We start from the raw sequence: 19,074 nt of genomic DNA, 5'->3' as shown, positions 1-19,074 counted from the left end.
AGAACGATAACCCCGAATTTGAGAGTCTGATGTGGCTGTCTATGCATATGTAAGCGACGGGGTTTGCGAGATGCGCTGTCAGGACTCGCGCCACTTGTGGCCGCACTCGACGCAGGTGAACAGCCGAACCTCGTAGGAGCCGCCCGGCTTCGGCATCATCTCAGAGTAGGCCCGATCGCTGTCGCAGTCGTCCGCCGGACAGGGCTCCTGCATCGTCTCGGTGGAGTCCTGGGTCGCGTCGGCCACGGCAGGTGCCCCGTCGTCCCACTGTCCATCCTGGGTCGCCATCGCTGCTTCTGCTTGTGAGTCCCGCGGCTCCTCGTTCTCACAGGAGCGACACACCCACGTGTCGCCCTCCGTGTGCATTATCGAACCACACTCGTCACAGAATTGCATATAAAGGAGGAATACACGGGTGTCGGATATATGTGTTAACTTCCGATTCGTCGTGGATTTCAGGCAACTGCACCGAGACGGGGCCGAGATTCAAGGCGATTTTAGCGCCCCGAACGAGATCAGCCTCCATCACTATTCGCCGATTCTGGCAGCGACGTTTGCTGTCCGTATTGACGACCAAGGAACAGCGTACGAATTCGAGCGGCTGGTCGGCGACGGCGTACTCGTGGCGACGCCGTTCGGTTCGACCGGGTACTACCGGTCGATCATCGGTGGAACGTTTTCGAGCGGACTCAGCGTCGCATTCAACAACGTACACACGCCGATAGACGCTCCGCGATACATCCACCTCTCTCCAGATGCGGACGTAGAAGTCAAAATGCTCGATTCGAACACTCGTCGAGTGCCGTACTTACCCGCGACAACGCCGAGGAGATACACGAGCTCAGGATCGACGAACCGATTACAATCCGGCTAACCGACCGAGACGTCAAACTTGTCCGACCGTCAACAGAGAGATTATAAGCCGCTCACGCAGATTCTACTCCCAGAAACCGTTATTCTCGAACGTTTAACTCTCCTTCTTCGGCCGTTTGAGCCTCACGCCACCAGACTAACTCGAATTCGATGCTCTGTTTTGCTTCTGTCTCTCCTTCGGACCAATCTGACTCCCCCTCAAGTTTGAACGTGATCGGATCGGAGGGGTTCAACAGCACTTGCTTGTCGCCTAATTCGAGCGATACATCGCCGTCTTCATCGAGTTGATCGGCTAAGTCCCGGAGGTATGCGGCGATCTCCGTCCGCGTTTTTTGTTCCTCGGTTTCCAGTTCTCCCATAGCGGTTCGAACGCTGATGAACGAGATAAAAAGCAGGGGCATCGGACAAAAGCGAAGAATATCAACCATCTCTTCGCCTTTGAGTTGGACGTCCGAAGACGAACGAGACGGCAGAAATCCGCGCGGATCGGAGAGTGTAGTCACCGTTCCCTGATCGGATTGTTTACTTCGCTCGATCGAGTACTGTCTCTGAACGGAGAGAGGATGGCTACTCTGAATGGGTTACTCGATGAGGCAAATCCTAGCGACACGGAAACGGTTCGTAACGTTCTCTCGACATATGATCAAACGATCGAAACTGCTGCACTGACGTCCGCTACGCCACCGACTGTTCGTGAGAGAACGTGGCGATACTATCGACCGATCGTCGAACTCCTCGATGAAACCGTACAAATAGAGGGATGGGACTTCCTCGCCGACGTACTAGAATCGTATAACCCGGACGACCAGTTCGGCGTCCCTCCGTGTAGTCACGTCTTGGTGAACGTCGTTGGAAGATTTGTGATACGGACGCGATTACGAGATGGGATCGACACCGTTCCAGCGGTCGCAGTGCGCTATCTTCGAGCATTTTCTAGTATCGAGGATCACACACTCGCCCGGAAAGAGTCACAGACGTACGGATGGGCGATCGGTCATCCCGACCACGCGACAGCGGAGTACCTTCGTAGCTCTATCGAGGACAAACACTGGTGGACACAGGCTGCGTTGGAACATGCGTTCTACGCCGATCAACGCGCCGCTGCCGATCTTCTGACATCACTGGTAGTAGACGAATCACTCGATTTCTCGGCTCAACTCGCCCCCGAATGCGCCGTCTCTAAGGAACGGTTCCTGTTCGAATGCCTCGTCGGGCCGGATACCGACGATTATCATCCGAACGTTCCACGCTTTTGGTCGCAGTGGAACGAAATCACAGAAGGGTTCGAGTGGTCTCGATCGGTTGAGTTGGATCTTCGATCGCTCGTTCGCCGGACTGGAGTTGAAGATGAACTGCCCGAGGACTGGACGTTTCAAGATCTATCGTTTCGATCATCACCCGCTTCACAATGACCCGAACGTAGGTTAGCGAGTTGCTCGCCGAGCTGTTCGAGTTCAGTTCGATATTCCACTGTCGCCACCCATCGATCAGGTACGTCGGATACACCGAAACGCGCTCCAGCGATCGCGCCGGTGACAGCACCAACCGTGTCCGCGTCGCCGCCTTCGTTGACGGCCATAACGATCGCCGTTTCGGCGTCACTGGCCGTCAGTCCGTGATAGAGCGCAGCCCGAAGCGTTTCGACGGCGTCGTTCGCCGGCACGATGTCGGTAGGATCGATCTCGTCAGGAACTGGATCGAGATGGTGTCTCAATTCCTGTGGTGCCGTCGCCGGAAGGTCGTCGAGGGCAGCCTGCAACGGACGATCGCTACCGGTGAGAATGTACGCGAGGGTGAGATTGAGTACCGAACAGCCGTGTACACAGCGGGGATCGCAGTGAGTCACTCGTGAGGAAGTGCGACTGACTCGCTGGAGTTCCTCGCGGTCAGTCGCGTATGGAACAGCGATCGGCGCACACCGCATGACGCTCCCGTTCGTGGCTTTCTTTCCAGGTGGCTTCGTCTCTCTCGCTCGGCGACTGGCATCTTCCGGCGGAACGCCGTCGCGGATTCGACGAAGCGCTTCGGTCGTGGTCCCACCGATCCCGAACGGTTGCTCTTCGTACCACTCGACGAGTCGGGTGACGAAGTCGTCTCGATCAAACCCGCCGCAATTCACGAGACTTCTGGCGAGTCGCATCGCAAGCTGTGTATCGTCGGTAACTGTCCCTGGCGGTCGGTCGTGAGCTCCGTATCCGGCGAAATCACGCAGCGTTCCGTATTCCGCTTCAATGTGGTCCGACGACCAGCCTTCAACGGGACGACCGAGGGCGTCACCGCATGCAAGTCCGAGGAGTATACCGGTTGCATAGTCCGATTGGACCATACTCTAGCTTAGCGGTAGACGCCCATCTATGTGAGGACGCCTATGATACCCATTCAAGAGTTGATTCTCCGCCTATTCGGCGACAGTTGAAAGCTCCATCTTGAATATCCTCTGTGTGGTGGGTTCACTCGATCCATGCCCGTTGGCGATCTCGGCCCGGATGACGTTGTAACGGCGAGTCCAGAGAGTACACTTGGAGAAATCACCGAGACACTCGACTCCGAAAATGTGGGGGCAATCGTGATAACTGAAGACGAGTCCCCCGTCGGCATCATCACCGACCGCGATGCTGCACTAGCGATCCACCAGCACGATGACGTCGCAGGCGTCTCAGTAGAAGACGTGATGTCGGAAGACCCAGCAACGATTCAAGAGAACGAGGAAGCGATGGAAATTTCGCGGGCGATCGAAGAACACAACGTTCGTCGCTTCCCGATCGTTGACAAAAATGGGAGTCTGACTGGAATCGTCACCCTCGACGATCTCGTCGCCACGATCGGCGAACAACTGGACAACGTCGCAGACACGATTGAAGCCCAGTCACCGGAGTATAGCCCATAGAAACTCACGATACAGCTGTCAGTGAAGTTATACTAAACTTGTATGTCTACTTGACACGATATAGATAAGAGATTTCATTGGGGTCCCCATAGTACGAGGTGAACCGGTGAGAATAAGTGCACAGACCAAGAGTCATCGTATATGGGTTTTGGTAGCTACGACGAGTCCGAGCAACAGCAACAAGACGTGGGCGACGAGGATGACGAGGATGCTGCGGTAAACGTCCACGAAAACGAGTACGAAGGCGATATGACGGTCGAAACCGGTGGCTCGACCGACGACTTGCTTGGCCAGCTACAGGACATCAAAGAGAACAAAGAGGAGTAACGACTCAGCACTTTAGCCGCTTACCAGCCCAATGACGCCATCCGGCAGAGGGCATCGGTAGGTGGTTCTCACAGACCCACTACGAAGTCGTCTCGCTTAGAGGTCTTCAGCCAACCCACTACGACTTCAACCTTCTGGGGGCATCTTATTCAGACTTGTTGGCCATCGTTACCCAATATTATTGAAAAATAGAGAGAGTTAATTGTCAATGAAGTATTTTACGACAGTACTCGTCGAATCTATAGTCGATTAATCGGAAGCCATCTGTTCGAGTTCCTCTTTATCTCGTCCAGTATTCCAAGTGAAAAGCCATTGTTTCGGCGTGAGCCGGCGGCTCGGATCCTCTTGAATGTACGATGGCGTCTGAAAGTAATTTACAAGCGTAACGAGCAGAACACCACCAAACGTATTTCCAAGAAGAACTGGAAGCGCAAAATTATACGCTCCATGCAGAAGTCCGACCTGACCAAGTAACACGAGATACACAACTTCCGTGCTTGCAACAACGACGTGAAACAGGTTTCCGAGCGGAATCGCAAGGAATGCCATATAGACGAGGAGGAATCTCGCTGTTGAATTTCTGACGCCGAAATCAAGCCAGACGATTCCCGCTACGATCAGCCCTGCAAATGCAGCCTTGAAAAACAACGCTATCCACTCTGTCTCTATCCCAGTCATGCCAATCTCTATAGCTGTTTCTGACACCTCGGGAGAGAACACACCGCCATATGCCAATGCAGTTGCACCTAACGCGCCCCCGAGGACGTTCCCCAATAATACAATACCCCACATTCCGAGCATAGCTGGCACACTCGCCATCCGTTCGATGACAAGCGCTACAGGTGGTAACGTATTTTCAGTGTATAGTTGATAATTTCCCAATATTATATATACGAAACCAATTGGGTATAATAGCGCGCCAATCAGTGGAATCCCACCCGCTGCGTGTGTCATTGAAGCATACAGTAAGACTGTCAATGTAATCGCAAAGCCCGCAGCCAGGCCGCTGAAAAAGAGTTCACGGTAGCTTCGAGAAATCTCCTCATCTGCATCAACTATAACTCGTTCAAAAATCTCTTCAGAAGTAAACCGGTCTCGAAGAACGGCACTTTCAGATAGATCTATTTTCTCTTCTTCTTCAACCATTGTGCTCAAGTTCGACTCAGAAGGGATAAGCGCATCACATCTTAGTGGATTTGACTTACCCTCCTAGCTTCTATACAAAAATGTCTGCTGAACCCATTTCTTGGACTGTTGCAATCACATATACAAAATAAAAATTTAAGAGGGTGTTCGTAATGGATAATAATTCCGAGCAGACTTACACGAGTTGCATGATGTTTCCGTTCGAGGTTACGTGCAAATCTCGCCCGAGCGCGTAACCCTGATCAGAGGCAAGATCGACGTATCCGGAGAACCCGTTGAGGTCCTGGTGGGCCGGGATGACGTGCTGTGGCTGAAGGGCATCAAGCATCTCGTAGTGGCCCTCCTGACAGAGGTGGCCGGAGACGTGGACGTCCGAGTAGACGCGTGCACCTTGCATGCCGAGGAGTTTCTCAGCCTGGTAACGCTGGCCCTCGTTGGTCGGCTCCGGAATCACGCGGGCGGAGAAGACGACTTTGTCGCCGTCGTCGAGTTCGTAGTTAGTCTCTCCCCGAGCCATGCGGGTGAGCATCGCCCGCGGTTCGCCTTGGTGGCCCGTCACGACGGGCAGGAAGTTTCCCTTCCCGTCGTTCATGATGCGCTCGAACGTCTGATCGATCGCCTGTCGATAGCCGAACATCGGAACGTCCGACGGGAAGTCGATCCCGACCTGCTGGGCAGTTCCCGAGTAGTGATCCATCGATCGACCGAGCAAGATCGGCTGGCGGCCGATCTCCCGAGCAAATTCGACGAGCGATTTTACCCGAGCGATGTGACTTGAAAAGGTCGTGGCGACGATCCCACCCGTGTAATCCTCCATGCTGTAGAGCGTATCTCGAAGGTGCTCTCGGGCGACGTTTTCGGAGGGCGTTCGTCCCTGCTTGTTCGCGTTCGTACAGTCTTCGATGTAACAGAGGACGCCGTTGCCCTCGCGTCCGATCTCACGGAAGCGCTTCATGTCGATCGGTGCACCGATGACCGGCGTGTGGTCCATGCGCTTGTCCAGCCCGTAGACGATGGCACCTTCGGGCGTATGGAGAACAGGGTTGATCGCCTGGACGATCGAGTGGGTGACATTGACGAATTCGAGTTCGAGTCCGTGGTCGCCGATTTGCATCGTCTCGCCGGCGTCCATCTCGATCAGGTCGTTGTCGAAGCTGAACTTTTGCTCGTCCTCTACTTCCCCTTTGACCAGTTCGAGCGTGAACGGCGTAGCCACGACCGGAGCATCGTACCGGTGAGCCAGCTTGCTGATCGCCCCGATGTGGTCAAGGTGACCGTGCGTGGGTACGATCGCCCGCACCTCCCCATCGAGATCGCTCATCACTCGATCGTCGGGGATCGCACCCATGTCGATCAGATCGAGGCTGTGCATTCCTTCCGTTTGGATGTTATCGTGAATGAGCACCTTCGACAGGTTCAGCCCCATGTCGAAGATTACGATGTCGTTGCCCGCACGGACGGCAGTCATTTGCCGGCCGACTTCCTCGTAGCCGCCTATTGTTGCGATTTCAATTTCCATGGCTAGGACCGATCATAGCAGTCCCAAAACGCAGCTACGTAGCCAGAACGGCCACGATAGAGCGGAACGCAAACGTTCGCGGGCGTGAGTACGCACGTCGATTACGTCCTTGACGTTCCTAAATCGAACGCTCCGTCCCAGCTGCGTCAAGGACAGCGCCTCTTTCGGTTAGATGAATATCGACGCTCCGTACCTAAGTACCCCAGGGTTCCAATCGAGAAACGCCTCCGATGCCATCGAACGGCCGTATGGTCGAGAATACGCCGAAATACTCGTGGAAAGACCTACTCAGTGCGCAACTGATGAAGATGCTGCTCGCAAAGGATGTTATTTCTCTTTTGTGAGCGAACCAGTGCTTCACCACTGCTACCAGTCGAAGAGTTCGTCCCGAAGGTCACATATGAAACGACACGGTTACAGTTTTCCGAGTAGCCGCACGTTCCCGCGGCCCCCACTTCTATTCCGTTCCAGACGAGGTCATCCTCGCAGTCAACACAAATTCGACCTACTACTTCGTCCGGGTTGCCATCTTTTACGACCTCGAACAGCGTGACGTCTGTCTCTCCACATCTCAAACATCCCTCCATATTTTCGATTATGGATCGAGCGACCTAAGCTCTGCTCCTGTCCCCTGATTACGAACGATAGCTACATCCTGTGTGATTAGAATCGCGTTAGCCGGAAAAAAGCAGATATCGGGAGACTATGGCCGTTTGAGCGCCCCGTCTTTGTCGAAGAGACTGTGGCTGTCTTTCGGTTCGCCGGGGTATTTTCGCGCTGCTTCCGCATCGAATTCGACGCCGAGACCGGGCTTGTCGGGGACTTCAATCACGCCGTCCTTGACCGCGAAGTCGTGTTTGACAATCTCATCGCCCCACTCAACGTCGCGGCTCATGTGTTCGAGTACTTCGAGGTTCTCGATTCCTGCACAGAGGTGCAGTCCAGCGGCAGTACTCACGCCGGCGTTGGGATTGTGCGGTGCGAACGTCATGTACCGCGATTTGGCGATCGCAGCCGAATGTTGGAGTTCCTGCAAGCTCCCGTAGTTCGTCAGATCGGGTTGGACGATGTCGCAAGCCTGCTTACGGACGATCTCCTCCATCGTTTCGTTGTTGTAGATCCGTTCGCCCGTTGCGACGGGCATATTGACGTGCTGGGTGACGTCCGCCATAACGTCCCGATCTTCGAGTTCGACCGGTTCTTCGAGGAACATGATGTCGTACTCTTCGAGGGCGTTTGCGACTTCGATCGCGCCCCGGCGGGAGAAGCGACCGTGACAATCGAGGGCGATCCCGACGTCCCACCCAACCGCTTCCCGTACCGCTTCGAGCAATTCCGCGACCTCCTCGATCTGATCGTCGGTCAGCGAATACTCGTAGTGAGCGAACGGGTCGCATTTCAGCGCCGGGTACCCCTGTTCTTCGACGGCCTTTTTCGCATGGTGGGCGTAATTTTCCGGCGTCCGCTCGCCGATGTGCCAGCCATTAGCGTAGACCGGGATCTCGTCGTGAACTTTACCGCCGAGCAGTTTCCAGACGGGTTCACCGTAGTACTTGCCCGCAATGTCCCAGAGCGCGATGTCGAACGCCGACGCAACCGCGTTAATCAGTTTGCCCGCACGCCACGCGAACGGATAGCGGCGCAGTTTTCGGCTGATCTGCTTTCGATTCAGTGGATCTTCGCCGATGAGGTAGTGCTTGTGGGCGTCCGTAGTTGCTTCGAGGGCAGCCGTCAATCCCTCTCCACTGAGTGCTTCGCCAACACCAGTGATCCCCTCGTCGGTTTTCACCTGGACGAAGAACCAGTTGCGCCAGTCGGCATCGACGACGAAGGTCTCGACATCAGTAACTCGCATACGAGTACTCCTTCCCAGTAGTAGAAAGAGGTTGTGAGTTCACCGCGGTTCAGACCATCATGCGGACAAGCATGGACCGCAGTTAATTTGTTGATTCGCGTTAGAGGGTACCGCGTACGGTTATCGAATGTCGGACACAGACACAGAGCTATCAGACCTGCCCCCGAGCGCCAAACTCGTTTACAAGGTGCTCGAATTCGAGGAAGAACTGACCCAGAAGCAACTCGTCGAGGAAACACTCCTGTCTCCACGCACCGTCCGGTACGCACTAGAGCGCCTCGAATCCATCGGCGTCGTTGAAGAAGATATTTACTTTCCAGACGCCCGACAAAGTTTGTATCGAGTGGTGGAACCGAGTTGTGCTACATGCGAGTGAGAACATAGTACACAGCCTTTGCCTATCCATATCGAAACAACTCTGTGAGGGGGCGAGAGACCACATATTCGTGCAGTTGACTACCAACGAGACGGGGTGGAAGAGAAATGACTGAGCGGATTCTCGACGAACTATTCGCCGTGATCAAAGAGCGCCAAGAGACGCTTCCAGACGATTCGTACACTGCTTCGCTCTTCACACACGAAAAGGGGGAAAACGCCGTACTGGAGAAACTCGGCGAAGAAATGACCGAAGTGATCCTGGCTGCAAAAGACGACGATACAGATGAAATCGCCGCTGAGAGTACCGATCTCGTCTATCATCTGCTCGTTCTATTCGCCGCAAAGGAGATGGATCTCGACGATCTTCGTGATGAGTTAGCCCATCGACGGTAATCATCACAAAGGATGAGCTAAACCACACGAGCGGTCAGGAAATCGGTACTCGTATGTGGGCAGTATACAATATGAGAGCAAATGGTCTACGAACATCTCGATTCAAAACTGGTGAACGCACTTCTCGGAGATGGCCGGGCAAGTCTTCGTAGCCTGGCCGAGGAGTTGGACGTGTCGGTAACGACGGTTTCGAATCACCTCTCCGATCTTCAGGACGAAGGCGTGATCGAAGGATACACGGCGAGGGTCGATTACGACGCGGTCGGATACGACGTGACTGCCGTCATGCAACTCAAAGTCGAAGGACACGCCTTACCGGAAATCACTGAACGGTTGCAGGAGCATCGCCAGATGACGTCGGTCTACGAGGTTACTGGCGATTACGACATCATTGCGATCGGCAAATTCAAAGACACCGACGGGATGAACGACCAGATCAAAACCGTGCTCACTGACCCGGATATTACGGCCTCAAATACGAGCGTGGTCCTGAACGCCGTCTCCGAAAATGAGCAGTTCGAGTTGGAAATCGAAGACGACACGTAGTTATACATAATTGAATAGACATTCTGGTAGCCAATTTCCTAACAAGAACACGGTGTCGTTACCGGTATTCGCTGAGATTCGCATCTGGACGGCTCAATCGAACACTGTGATCAGGATTCTCTTGCTGATGTTCCTCCGCAGCCGATTCAATCGTCGAGAGTTCGTCCGCCGATAAGGCCCAGTCACACGTTTTGCACATCGCCCGCAGCTCCATAGTCTCCAGTTCGAGTTCAAAGGGCGTCAACCTTTGTCCGAAAGCTAATTTCGCCCATGACAGTGACCGTCCAGACGAGATCGTTGCAAGCTGCATGTAACGGTGAATTATCCCCCGTGCTTTTTCTACTAGTGAACGAATATCTAGTATGCACTTCGCTGTTGTCCAGGGGAATATCGCCAAGCAAAGTGCGCATGTTCTTGTTAATTCAACGAGTCCGGACGCGACGATGAATTGCGGTGTCGCCGCCGCTCTCCAGCGAGAAGCCGACGGCCCTCTCAAAACAGATGTGGTACGAACTTCGGACGTTTCCTGCGACGAGGTGGTCGTTACCGATGCGTACAACCTGAGCGCACGATACGTGATCCACGCGGTCCCGTTTACGAGCGAAGGAAGCGTTACAGAACACTCGATTTCGGCTGCAACGAGAGCGGTTCTCTCACGCACTGACGAGATGGAGTGTCGATCGCTCGTGCTACCTGTACTGGGATGTGGCGGTGGTGGATACGATCTTTCCGACGGGACACGTCATATTTGCGAAGCGATTTTGGCATTTGACTCGACGGCGCTCGCCGATGTTCGGCTTATCGCTCATACAGCAGACAATTTTGAGGCAGTCCGTAGCGCAGCTCTCGCTGCCAAGCAGTCCGAATCGCTCCTGAACAAAGCATAATCTCGCTTGAATACTGACATCGAAGTCGAGATACCCGTGCTTTTATACGATACGCAGGAACGGTCTCCCAATGACAAACGCGGTCGATACCATCGAAATTCAGAACGTGGTTGCATCGACCGGAGTTGGACAAGAACTCGAACTCGATGCACTCGGTCAAGATTTAGACGATGTTCAGTACGACCCGGATCATTTTCCAGGACTTATCTATCGCCTCCAGGATCCGAAAGCAACGGTGCTACTCTTTCGGACCGGAAAGATAGTATGTACGGGGGCAACCAGCGTTCACAACGTACAGACCGCGCTTCAGGATGTCTTCGACACATTGCGCAGCCTTGGTATTGAGGCTCCCGCCGACCGTGAAATCACCGTCCAGAATATCGTGAGCAATGCTGATCTGGATCGACAGTTGAATTTAAACGCGATCGCTATTGGGCTTGGCCTCGAAAATGTCGAGTACGAACCCGAACAGTTCCCAGGATTACTCTATCGACTTGACGAACCTGAAGCCGTTGTGCTGCTATTCACGAGCGGAAAGCTTCTAATCACGGGCGTGAAAACGAGAGAAGCAATTGAAGACAGTCTTGCTGTTATCATAGATCGATTGGAACAATTGGGACTACTGGATTGAGTACGATCGCGTCTCAACGATCAATAATCGAATCACGGACGATTATCGCATGATCAAATCCTATCAAGAGAAGATCAGTATGACTCATTCTCAATATATTCGCGTCCGAAAGAAGTTCGTGTCAATAAAAATATGTCTCTAGGTCAGTCTCCAGCTCCTGGAACTTTAGCCACTCAGAAAGACGGTCAGCCTCAACTTCACCTTGGATCTCGAGGCACTGGAACAGAGCGTCGATTTCGTCTTTGAGGCCGTATTTCGCCGCTCGCTTTCGAAGATTGCCCTCGCCGACGTGGCTGAGAAATAGGAGGCAGTACGAGCGGTGGCGGATGTCGTCAATCAGCAACGTGTGACAGCAGAGCTCCGTCGGCGAGACTTCCTCTAGGCCCTTCGAGTTGAGGGTGTTGCGGTAGTTGCCGCTCCGTTCGGCGGCGTCAGCAACGACCCGTGACTGATCGAGGTAAAAGAGGAACTCGAGGGCTTTTCCCGTCAACAACTCAGGGAAGTCGATGCGGGAGTGTTGGCGGACGAGATCCTAGTATATCTCGATCGCCCGAGCATCCGAGGGGATGACTCATTTTCGGCAGCCGTCACGCTCCGTATAGACCGAACCCTCCTCAGCAGGGTCTACGACAGCACGAGAGAGATAACTCTCGCTGTGGTCGAGCTTTGTCACGAGTTCCGAGATCGTGTCGCCTCGTTCGAGGTTCTCACCACCTCGAGTTCGATGCGCCGGAGCACGTCGTAACATAGTATGAAACTGATTTAAGAGAAGTTTCGGGTAGTGTTACAGACAGCGGGTGGAGAACCGAAACCACCGTTTTAACCAACAAAACTATAATCTGGCGTTCTGTGTTGGTTAACACGAGAACAGCCAATGTCCTACGAGCCACCGACCCCACCAGCGATCCTCCCATCAGGAGTAGTCAACACGCTCAACGAGTCCACTCCGGAGTGCCTCCGTGACGTTGCTACGTACGCCGAGGAGTTAGCCGAACACAAGGAACGCGAGACTCGTCTCGAGGGGGAGACAGATCAAGACGAGGTGGAGGAACGAGCAGACGACTTCCCGGACGACGTCCCGTCGAAGGCCACGATCACGATCAAGAATATCAACGACAACCGCTACTACTACTGGCAGTGGCGTGAAGGGGACAAGATCAAATCGAAGTATAAAGGCCCGGTCAACCCGGGTGAATAGACTAAGAAGCGCTTCAGTTGAATGGCCAGTTGTTCAGGGTAACACCCCGTCTGCGAAGTGAAAAAGGGCTGTTAGCGCTCGGGTCGCGGCGCAGTTTCGTAGCGTTTGATGTCGTCGGTCTTCTCCACGTGGTCATAGATCTCTTGAAGCGTGTCTTGTGCCCGATGGAGCTTATGCTCCTCGAGGAACTGTCGACCACTCTCACTGATCCCGTAGAACTTGTACGGCAGGTCGTTCTGCCGGCGATCCTCCGGCAGGAGCACTTCCTCGACGATGCCGGCGTCGACGAGCTGCTGGAGGTGCTGGCGAATCGTCGTCTGGCTCTTGCTTGGGTTGACGTAGTCGAGTTCCTTCAGCGTCGGTAATTCCGACGGATGCCCGAGGATGTCCTGGAGGAGCGCAAACCGCGTCTCCTGGGTGACAACGCTGAGTCGCTCCCGGACGGATTCCAGATCGCTTGGCGGGTGATCGGACGTACTCATTACCTCGTTGTTCGGGTAGTGTGTGCAAAAGCGTTTCGCTCAAATACGAATCGGTCTGAGGCGATACGGTGGCCAATGAGGTCGCCACATTAAAGCAGGGTACGGGAGAAGGCTCGGCTAGATGAGTGAGGATCCGGTCACTATCAATGAACTCGCCGAGAAAGCCGACGAGTATCTTCACGAAACCACACTCACACCGGAGGAGTACGAAGCGCTGAAACAGAGTGTTGCGGAGCTCACGCCAATCTTCTCAGCTGAGAATTCGTACTTCGTCCTTGGCAGTTACGGACGTCCCGAAATCCACCGACTCCAGCTCGTAAAAGATCGCCTCAACCGGCAGCCCGATGCGTATGCGTTCCTGATGGTCGACATTCGGAGCGAATGGACGAACACATACCTCAAGTTCCGGCTGCTCGCCGATTACACGGACCTCATCGTGGGAGTCGCTGAACACGCCCAGGGCGGCTTCCTCGTCGAACAGGGCTACTTTACGGCCCTCGAGGAGTACTTCGCGAAGACCCATGTGTTCAAGCGTGAGTATGACTCGTTGGATGTAGACTCGATCGACACAGGCATCGACATTGACAACCCGTATAGCGGTATGCAGACCGCGATCTTCGAGATGCTCGACGACACTGGGCGGCTCTGTCAGTGGAAATCTGAGGACGACCTCGTCGAGTGTGCCAAGGCTCTCGTGAGTGGACAGAAATAACCGTAGACAGAGACGAATCGGGGACTTACACTCCACATTTCCGTCGTTTCTCCACGATGTCCTCGTCATCAATGGCACCGACGAGAAAATCGTAGGATACACCCCCCGTTTTCGATTTGTAAATGGGAAAGATCGAGGAAAAACCATATCACATGTAGTAGAACGTCGAATCTCTTGGCTCACCCACCCCCCGTTTTCGAGTAGTAACGAGTCACACCCCCCGTTTTCGAGCTGTAACGAATCACCCTAGGCCGCGAACACCCCCCGTTTTCGAGTAGTAAGTGCGGGGAGAATCTGAGTGAGATTAGTTCTTGCTCCGGAACTGCTTCAGCCGTTCGCGGACAACCGCGCTAATAGTCGCCTCTTCGTGAGCTAGATCTTCGAACCGGGAATCCTCACGAATCGTCTCCATAATCGTTTCCGGGTCCTCGGAGAGGGAGAAATACATATGCACTCCTCTGCCTCGCCCCTTGCCTCGACGCTCGGAGTCCAATACCCCGTACGTACTCTGCTCTGTGACGTGATTTACGAACGTCTCGCGACTGTACTGATCCGAATCCATCGTATCAGCAATGAATTGGTACGTCTTGAACGCAGGTCCAGCAGGTATCCACTCAGGATGTTCTCTTGCGTAGTGGGCAGTAGCCGCCACAGCGTAGATGGAGAGTTTCTTTTGAGTGGATATCCCGCTAATATGGCGTAGTTTGCGATTTTCGGTGTATTTCTCCTGGGCTTCACGGACATCAGTCTCGGTAACAGTGTCAGCTCCACGCCGCTCGGCTAATTCGCCAGCCCATCTGAGGAGATCAATTGCTTTCCGTGCATCACCATGTGTTTGGGATCCGAACGCGGCAACAAGCGGAACGACGTCATCTGAGAGTGATTCTGGCTTGAAGGCATCTCGTCGGTTGTGGAGAATACTACGGAGTTGGTTCGCATCGTAATCGTCGAAGAAGATATCATCAGGATTGTAAGAACTCTGTGCGCGGCTGTTGAGGTCCTTCATAAAATCGGCGTAATTCGTGATAGTCGTGAGTGAGATCGGCCCATCAAAATCGGCGAGTTTTCGAGCCCGTGAAAGCTGGTAGATGAGAGAATTGTACTCTGCTTCCTGATACGGTCCCTCGAGCATATCGATTTCATCGAGAATGAAGATGACACCGTCGTAGTACTCGCGCATCAGTTCGTACAGTCGCTCCAACTTCTGATCCGTTGAGACCCCGGTTTGGGGAACACCAGGATCAACGCCGAGGTCGTCGGCAGCAGCTTTAACTAACCGATAGACAGCTCGATCTGCTGTCTTCGGCCCCTCGCAGTTGATTGAAATGACCCCGAAGGTCTTGCCTTGAGATTCACACAGTTCGACGATCTGTTTGCAGACTGCATGAATGATGAGCGACTTCCCAGTTCCAGAAGGACCACTCAGAAGCATATCTGGGATGCCTTCGTTCTGGAGCACGGGTTTCAGATTGTCGACGACACGGCCCAGTTGGTCATCACGACCGACGATACGATCCTCGTCGATGATGGTATCTGACCGAACGAGGTCTTTGTTCGCGAAGACCCCCCCAGACGACTCAGTTTGTAGTCGATCCCGGATTGAGATGCCACCACCGTTTGTTGCCTCTTGAGAAGAATCGGCGAGTTCCGAGCCATCCTCAAACGTCGACTGTGACGTATCTATCTCCTCACCCATCGACTCGGGATTATCAGGAGCAGCAGAGGAGGATTTGCGATCCTTTTCACCTTCTGGATGATTCGAACCTGCTCTACGTCCCTTTCGTCCCATTATGAACCCCCTCGAACTCTGGGTATAAAAATGTGGACCCTTGTGGAGTTGTAACCGGGTGAAAACAGGCTATCTAACAACTACAGCCGTGTATTCCCGAAACCAGCCAGATACCGTCTTCGGCATCTAACACCCTCCGTTGTCGAGTTGTAAGGGATCGCCAGGAATCTCTATCGTCGAACTCCCTCGATGACCCAGACCCCCCGTTTTCGAGTAGTAAGACTTCGAGGAGCGTCATCACACCTGGTTAGATTCTCCCACCCGCCCCATTTTCGAGTTGTAAGTAACAGTGAGTCGCACTGAGTGTGACATCCTCCTCGCCGTAAACGACGAGGCTTCCCGTACCGCGGTTGGGATATTTGCCGGTCTACGATACGACCTGTCCTTTCGTGCGAAACGTCCCGCTCTCGCGGTCGAACAAGTGTACCGATGGCTGTGCCACACAGCCGTTACTCCTATCCTCGCCATGAGGACTCGGAGTTATCTTCTGACGCATATTCTCCGCCCCGTTACAATCCGCATTGGCCACCAACCCACACGACGAGCAAACGTACAGGCCACGTTCGACACGATTCGACTTCGTGTCCTCACCACACTTTGAGCAGGTCTTCGAGGTGTTCCACTCGTTCTCTTTCAGCACCTCGACACCACATATCTCGGCTTTGTATGTGAGATACTGGTAGATGCGGTCAAACGCCCACGTGTGCAACTTCTTGTTTCCGGTCTTTCCCCAGTCGGACTTACGCACGTTTTCGGGCCAGCTCACTGCCAGCGTTCCAACACCTCGTTCAACGCATTCAGTGATGATAGTGTCCGCGAGGACGTGGTAGAAGTGAGTTTCGCGCTCTGCGAGTTTTCGACGCGCCCACCTCGACTTCTCCGACGGACCGTTCTCGCCCTCTGTGTCGTACTCCGCACGTGTGAAGTAGTGTTTGTCCTGCTTGAGCGAGTTGCCAGGGTACAAAACGTATTCGTCGGGGAACGCGACCGTGGCGAGGTTCTTGATGCCGAGGTCAATGCCTGCAACTTCGTCACCTGCTGAGTCGCTGGTTTCGAGGTCGACTTTGCAGACGAAGTGTAGTTCCCACTCGTCGCCATTCCAGACCGCGCGAACGTTCTGCACCTTGTTGACTTCCGAGAGGTCAACGTCGGGACGGGTCTGGTATTCGCAGAGCAGGAAGTCCGACCAATACGCTTTGAGGTTCGACCCTTTTGAGAGTCGAACACGGTTGTTCTTGGGGTCGTGTTTGAACCCGTCTGCTTTGAACGTGATCGTGCTCCGTGGACGTGTGTTGCCGTGTTTGCGGTAGCCTGGCGGATTCGCCTTCGGGTTTTTCTGTCGCAGGTCGAACCACGACTGGAAAGCGTCGGAAAGTTCTTCAATGACTTTCTGACTGGATTGGGCGTTCAGGTCCTTCCAGCACGCTTGGTTCTTCATGTAGGCTTTCAGCGTTCCTACATCTGGGATTTTGCCGATTGCGTTCCAGATTCGGTCTGCTGTCCATCGGGCGACGTTCCAGATTTTTGAGGCGGAATCGCCGAGCGAGTCGAGACTATCACAGACCTGTCGGTGGTTCTGAATAGAACTAACGTAGGTTCGAGTGACCTGAACCACCATATATAGCCTATGTAAGTAATCCTGCTTAATGGTGTGGATTAACATGGAATATCCAGTTAGCAATCGGCGGTGATTGGGTATTCAAGCGACGCGATTCACGCCCGTCCTAAACAGGTCACTTCCCAAACTGACCGAGTGAATCGGTCAGGAAGATGCATGACAAGTGACAACGCTTCGGAGCGCCGTGTAGCGGCGCTCCTTCGCCTTCTCGATCGTGACTTCGCAGTTTTCGTACGTTGTTACTGCCGACTACCGTACCGGACAAAAGAGTTGCAGACTATTCGAGATGGTTCTCTCGCTGTCTAAAGATAGAAGCAGATATATATCGGCTGAATTTTGCGAATGATGCTTAGGGTGAAACGGTGTATCCCACACCCCCCGTTTTCGAGTAGTAAGCACCAGAATTGTCGCGAAAGGGTAACGCTCGTAGGAGCAGTTCACAAATGAGAGTAATACCGGTTAACAAACATGATGGTTGGTGAAGTTCGTGTGGTATACTCGAACCTTCTACCCCCTCCCCCCTTTTTCGAGTTGTAAGTTGCCGGGTGCAGACCACTCCAGACCCCATGGAGTGGGAATGGAGTTCACAAAATAGGACGTAGAGGCGATGAAACCTGATAGTTCTCGAGATTGGAACCATGTGCGAGATGAGGAGATTTTATATACCCAGAGATTCCAATCTTCTAGCTGGGCTAGAAGATTTATTTCTTTTGTCCCCATTGCGGATATGGTTAGATAACGCGCACCATAAACTTTCGCATTCCTAGTTGTAACTTAGAGAAATGGATGTTCAGGTCTTCTATCGCGTGTATCTGCCACAATCGGCTGTTTTGCAGCCCCTCTTTCTGTTCACCCCCTCCCCGTCGTCACGAGTTTACAACTCGAAAAAGGGGGGAGGGGGTTCGTTAGGCCCAGTCCGTGATATCGACTACACGTGTTCCATTGAACTCGCGTCGGATGTCGTTCTAATTCCAGTCAAAGGGAGACAGTAGGATCTCGGCAGCTCGGACTAGCTGCGTCTCGTAGTACAATGCGTCGTAGGTGTTGATCTCTACGGGGCGAGGGCGACGTGGTCCAGTGAGGATTTCTCGTCGACGACGGCGTACTCGATATCCTGTCTGGGATGGACGGCAAGGTCCTATTCGAGAGCCTGTTTAAGTACCGCCACGTTTTGCGTCTTCTGTGTGTGACCTTCTCGGTGTCAGCGGATCTCCTGCTTCAGTCCCGGACTTCTGGGAATCTCCGCGGGCTCTGCCCCGTGAGAAGCACTTCGTAACTGGCCTACCTCACCATTATGCGAACGTTGGATAGCTCCGTCCGTTCTGCTGGATGTAGGCCTCCTCGACAATGTCGTCGATCTCCGTCTTGGTGAGGACGTCCCGCATTGCGGTCTGCTGGAACAACCGGCGAACCTGGCTGAACCGATAGTCGGCGTAGAAGCTCAGGTCGAAGATCAGGGCGCGGGCTGTGTCCTCACGCGTCTCGTACGAGCGCGTCGACGACTCCCAGTCACCCTTCACGATCGGCATGATCCGGGCGCTGTTCGCAGCCGTCTGGAGCATCGTCCAGATCTGGTCGTCACTGAGTGGTTGTTCGAACCGGGGCGTCGGCTCGTTCGTCTGTGCATTGGTCGTGTCCGTCGATCGGATGTCGCGTTTCGAGCTCATAGTCGGTGGCCGCGCCCCGTCGCAACCTCGCGACGGGCGCGCTCCACCTTCGGTGAGGCGCGCCCCCGCGCCGGCCCGCCTCGCAATGGCCCAATCACCCAGGGAAATTCACCGATGGAGACGCATGTCTCGATCCAACGGTGGGAGTTCAGGCATCGTTCAGAAA

At 53.9% G+C, this 19,074-nt stretch carries 20 protein-coding genes and 2 pseudogenes; 10 read left to right on the top strand and 12 right to left on the bottom strand.

The window, feature by feature from the left end:
* Window positions 1-78 precede the first annotated feature (78 nt).
* Window positions 79-396: an RPA12/RPB9/RPC11 RNA polymerase family protein gene (locus tag NATTI_RS0124470; protein ID WP_027119303.1), complete on the bottom strand. Its 318-nt coding sequence runs from the start codon at window positions 394-396 to the stop codon at window positions 79-81.
* Window positions 397-953: 557 nt separating this feature from the next.
* On the bottom strand, window positions 954-1,232 hold the full coding sequence (locus tag NATTI_RS0124460; protein ID WP_006092932.1) for an amphi-Trp domain-containing protein: 279 nt from the start codon (window positions 1,230-1,232) through the stop codon (window positions 954-956).
* Between the two features lie 204 nt (window positions 1,233-1,436).
* Between NATTI_RS0124460 and NATTI_RS26850 the strand changes: the two genes are divergently transcribed.
* Complete coding sequence (locus tag NATTI_RS26850; RefSeq protein WP_193787801.1) at window positions 1,437-2,285, top strand: hypothetical protein; 849 nt, start codon at window positions 1,437-1,439, stop codon at window positions 2,283-2,285.
* On the opposite strand, the gene NATTI_RS0124450 is transcribed toward NATTI_RS26850, so the two are convergent.
* Window positions 2,246-3,199: an ADP-ribosylglycohydrolase family protein gene (locus tag NATTI_RS0124450; protein WP_081603699.1), complete on the bottom strand. Its 954-nt coding sequence runs from the start codon at window positions 3,197-3,199 to the stop codon at window positions 2,246-2,248. The genes NATTI_RS26850 and NATTI_RS0124450 overlap by 40 nt on opposite strands.
* A gap of 135 nt (window positions 3,200-3,334) precedes the next feature.
* On the opposite strand from NATTI_RS0124450, the gene NATTI_RS0124445 reads away from it, so the two are divergent.
* Window positions 3,335-3,760, top strand: coding sequence for a CBS domain-containing protein (locus NATTI_RS0124445; RefSeq protein ID WP_006092935.1), 426 nt, complete (start codon window positions 3,335-3,337; stop codon window positions 3,758-3,760).
* 141 nt (window positions 3,761-3,901) lie between these two features.
* Window positions 3,902-4,087: a DUF5786 family protein gene (locus tag NATTI_RS0124440; RefSeq protein WP_006092936.1), complete on the top strand. Its 186-nt coding sequence runs from the start codon at window positions 3,902-3,904 to the stop codon at window positions 4,085-4,087.
* A gap of 249 nt (window positions 4,088-4,336) precedes the next feature.
* Here the strand turns inward: NATTI_RS0124440 and NATTI_RS0124435 are convergent, their stop codons facing one another.
* The 3 genes from NATTI_RS0124435 to NATTI_RS0124420 form a co-directional block, all read right to left on the bottom strand.
* Complete coding sequence (locus NATTI_RS0124435; protein WP_006092937.1) at window positions 4,337-5,233, bottom strand: formate/nitrite transporter family protein; 897 nt, start codon at window positions 5,231-5,233, stop codon at window positions 4,337-4,339.
* A 175-nt stretch (window positions 5,234-5,408) separates the two neighbouring features.
* Window positions 5,409-6,752, bottom strand: a complete 1,344-nt coding sequence (locus NATTI_RS0124430) for a ribonuclease J (protein WP_006092938.1) — start codon at window positions 6,750-6,752, stop codon at window positions 5,409-5,411.
* A 703-nt stretch (window positions 6,753-7,455) separates the two neighbouring features.
* Entirely contained in the window at window positions 7,456-8,607 is a 1,152-nt protein-coding gene (locus NATTI_RS0124420) for a mandelate racemase/muconate lactonizing enzyme family protein (RefSeq protein ID WP_006092939.1), read from the bottom strand.
* A 127-nt stretch (window positions 8,608-8,734) separates the two neighbouring features.
* Here NATTI_RS0124420 and NATTI_RS0124415 point away from each other — a divergent pair, with 127 nt between their 5' ends.
* The 5 genes from NATTI_RS0124415 (at window position 8,735) to NATTI_RS0124395 (ending at window position 11,442) form a co-directional block, all read left to right on the top strand.
* Entirely contained in the window at window positions 8,735-8,983 is a 249-nt protein-coding gene (locus NATTI_RS0124415) for a MarR family transcriptional regulator (protein WP_006092941.1), read from the top strand.
* 107 nt (window positions 8,984-9,090) lie between these two features.
* Window positions 9,091-9,378 (top strand): phosphoribosyl-ATP diphosphatase, encoded by a 288-nt coding sequence (gene hisE / locus NATTI_RS0124410; protein WP_006092943.1) that lies wholly within the window; start codon window positions 9,091-9,093, stop codon window positions 9,376-9,378.
* 81 nt (window positions 9,379-9,459) lie between these two features.
* Window positions 9,460-9,924, top strand: coding sequence for an HTH-type transcriptional regulator Lrp (lrp, locus tag NATTI_RS0124405; RefSeq protein ID WP_006092945.1), 465 nt, complete (start codon window positions 9,460-9,462; stop codon window positions 9,922-9,924).
* Window positions 9,925-10,286: 362 nt separating this feature from the next.
* Window positions 10,287-10,811 (top strand): macro domain-containing protein, encoded by a 525-nt coding sequence (locus NATTI_RS0124400; RefSeq protein ID WP_006092947.1) that lies wholly within the window; start codon window positions 10,287-10,289, stop codon window positions 10,809-10,811.
* A gap of 70 nt (window positions 10,812-10,881) precedes the next feature.
* Window positions 10,882-11,442 carry a TATA-box-binding protein gene (locus NATTI_RS0124395; RefSeq protein WP_006092948.1) on the top strand — a complete coding sequence of 187 codons (561 nt, stop codon included), beginning with the start codon at window positions 10,882-10,884 and terminating at the stop codon, window positions 11,440-11,442.
* Window positions 11,443-11,563: 121 nt separating this feature from the next.
* On the opposite strand, the pseudogene NATTI_RS27240 reads toward NATTI_RS0124395, so the two are convergent.
* Window positions 11,564-12,180 (bottom strand): annotated as a pseudogene (locus NATTI_RS27240) (hypothetical protein).
* A 136-nt stretch (window positions 12,181-12,316) separates the two neighbouring features.
* Between NATTI_RS27240 and NATTI_RS0124380 the strand changes: the two are divergent.
* The gene (locus tag NATTI_RS0124380) at window positions 12,317-12,640 is read left to right on the top strand and encodes a hypothetical protein (RefSeq protein ID WP_006092953.1); all 324 of its coding nucleotides are present in this window, start codon (window positions 12,317-12,319) and stop codon (window positions 12,638-12,640) included.
* Window positions 12,641-12,711: 71 nt separating this feature from the next.
* Here the strand turns inward: NATTI_RS0124380 and NATTI_RS0124375 are convergent, their stop codons facing one another.
* Entirely contained in the window at window positions 12,712-13,122 is a 411-nt protein-coding gene (locus NATTI_RS0124375) for a winged helix-turn-helix domain-containing protein (RefSeq protein ID WP_006092954.1), read from the bottom strand.
* A gap of 121 nt (window positions 13,123-13,243) precedes the next feature.
* Here NATTI_RS0124375 and NATTI_RS0124370 point away from each other — a divergent pair, with 121 nt between their 5' ends.
* Window positions 13,244-13,834 (top strand): hypothetical protein, encoded by a 591-nt coding sequence (locus NATTI_RS0124370; protein ID WP_006092956.1) that lies wholly within the window; start codon window positions 13,244-13,246, stop codon window positions 13,832-13,834.
* 304 nt (window positions 13,835-14,138) lie between these two features.
* Here the strand turns inward: NATTI_RS0124370 and NATTI_RS0124365 are convergent, their stop codons facing one another.
* From NATTI_RS0124365 to NATTI_RS0124350, 4 genes and pseudogenes are all read right to left on the bottom strand, one after another.
* Window positions 14,139-15,530 carry a Cdc6/Cdc18 family protein gene (locus NATTI_RS0124365; RefSeq protein ID WP_006092957.1) on the bottom strand — a complete coding sequence of 464 codons (1,392 nt, stop codon included), beginning with the start codon at window positions 15,528-15,530 and terminating at the stop codon, window positions 14,139-14,141.
* A 460-nt stretch (window positions 15,531-15,990) separates the two neighbouring features.
* Window positions 15,991-17,241 (bottom strand): RNA-guided endonuclease InsQ/TnpB family protein, encoded by a 1,251-nt coding sequence (locus NATTI_RS0124360; RefSeq protein ID WP_027119302.1) that lies wholly within the window; start codon window positions 17,239-17,241, stop codon window positions 15,991-15,993.
* A gap of 965 nt (window positions 17,242-18,206) precedes the next feature.
* Window positions 18,207-18,436, bottom strand: a pseudogene (locus tag NATTI_RS27575) (type B DNA-directed DNA polymerase); the annotation flags it as partial.
* 97 nt (window positions 18,437-18,533) lie between these two features.
* Window positions 18,534-18,908 (bottom strand): hypothetical protein, encoded by a 375-nt coding sequence (locus NATTI_RS0124350; RefSeq protein WP_006092962.1) that lies wholly within the window; start codon window positions 18,906-18,908, stop codon window positions 18,534-18,536.
* Window positions 18,909-19,074: the final 166 nt, after the last annotated feature.

Source organism: Natronorubrum tibetense GA33 (assembly GCF_000383975.1).
Classification (GTDB): Archaea; Halobacteriota; Halobacteria; order Halobacteriales; family Natrialbaceae; genus Natronorubrum; species Natronorubrum tibetense.
Note: the sequence above shows the minus strand (reverse complement) of the source record. Positions and strands in the feature narration are given on the sequence as shown.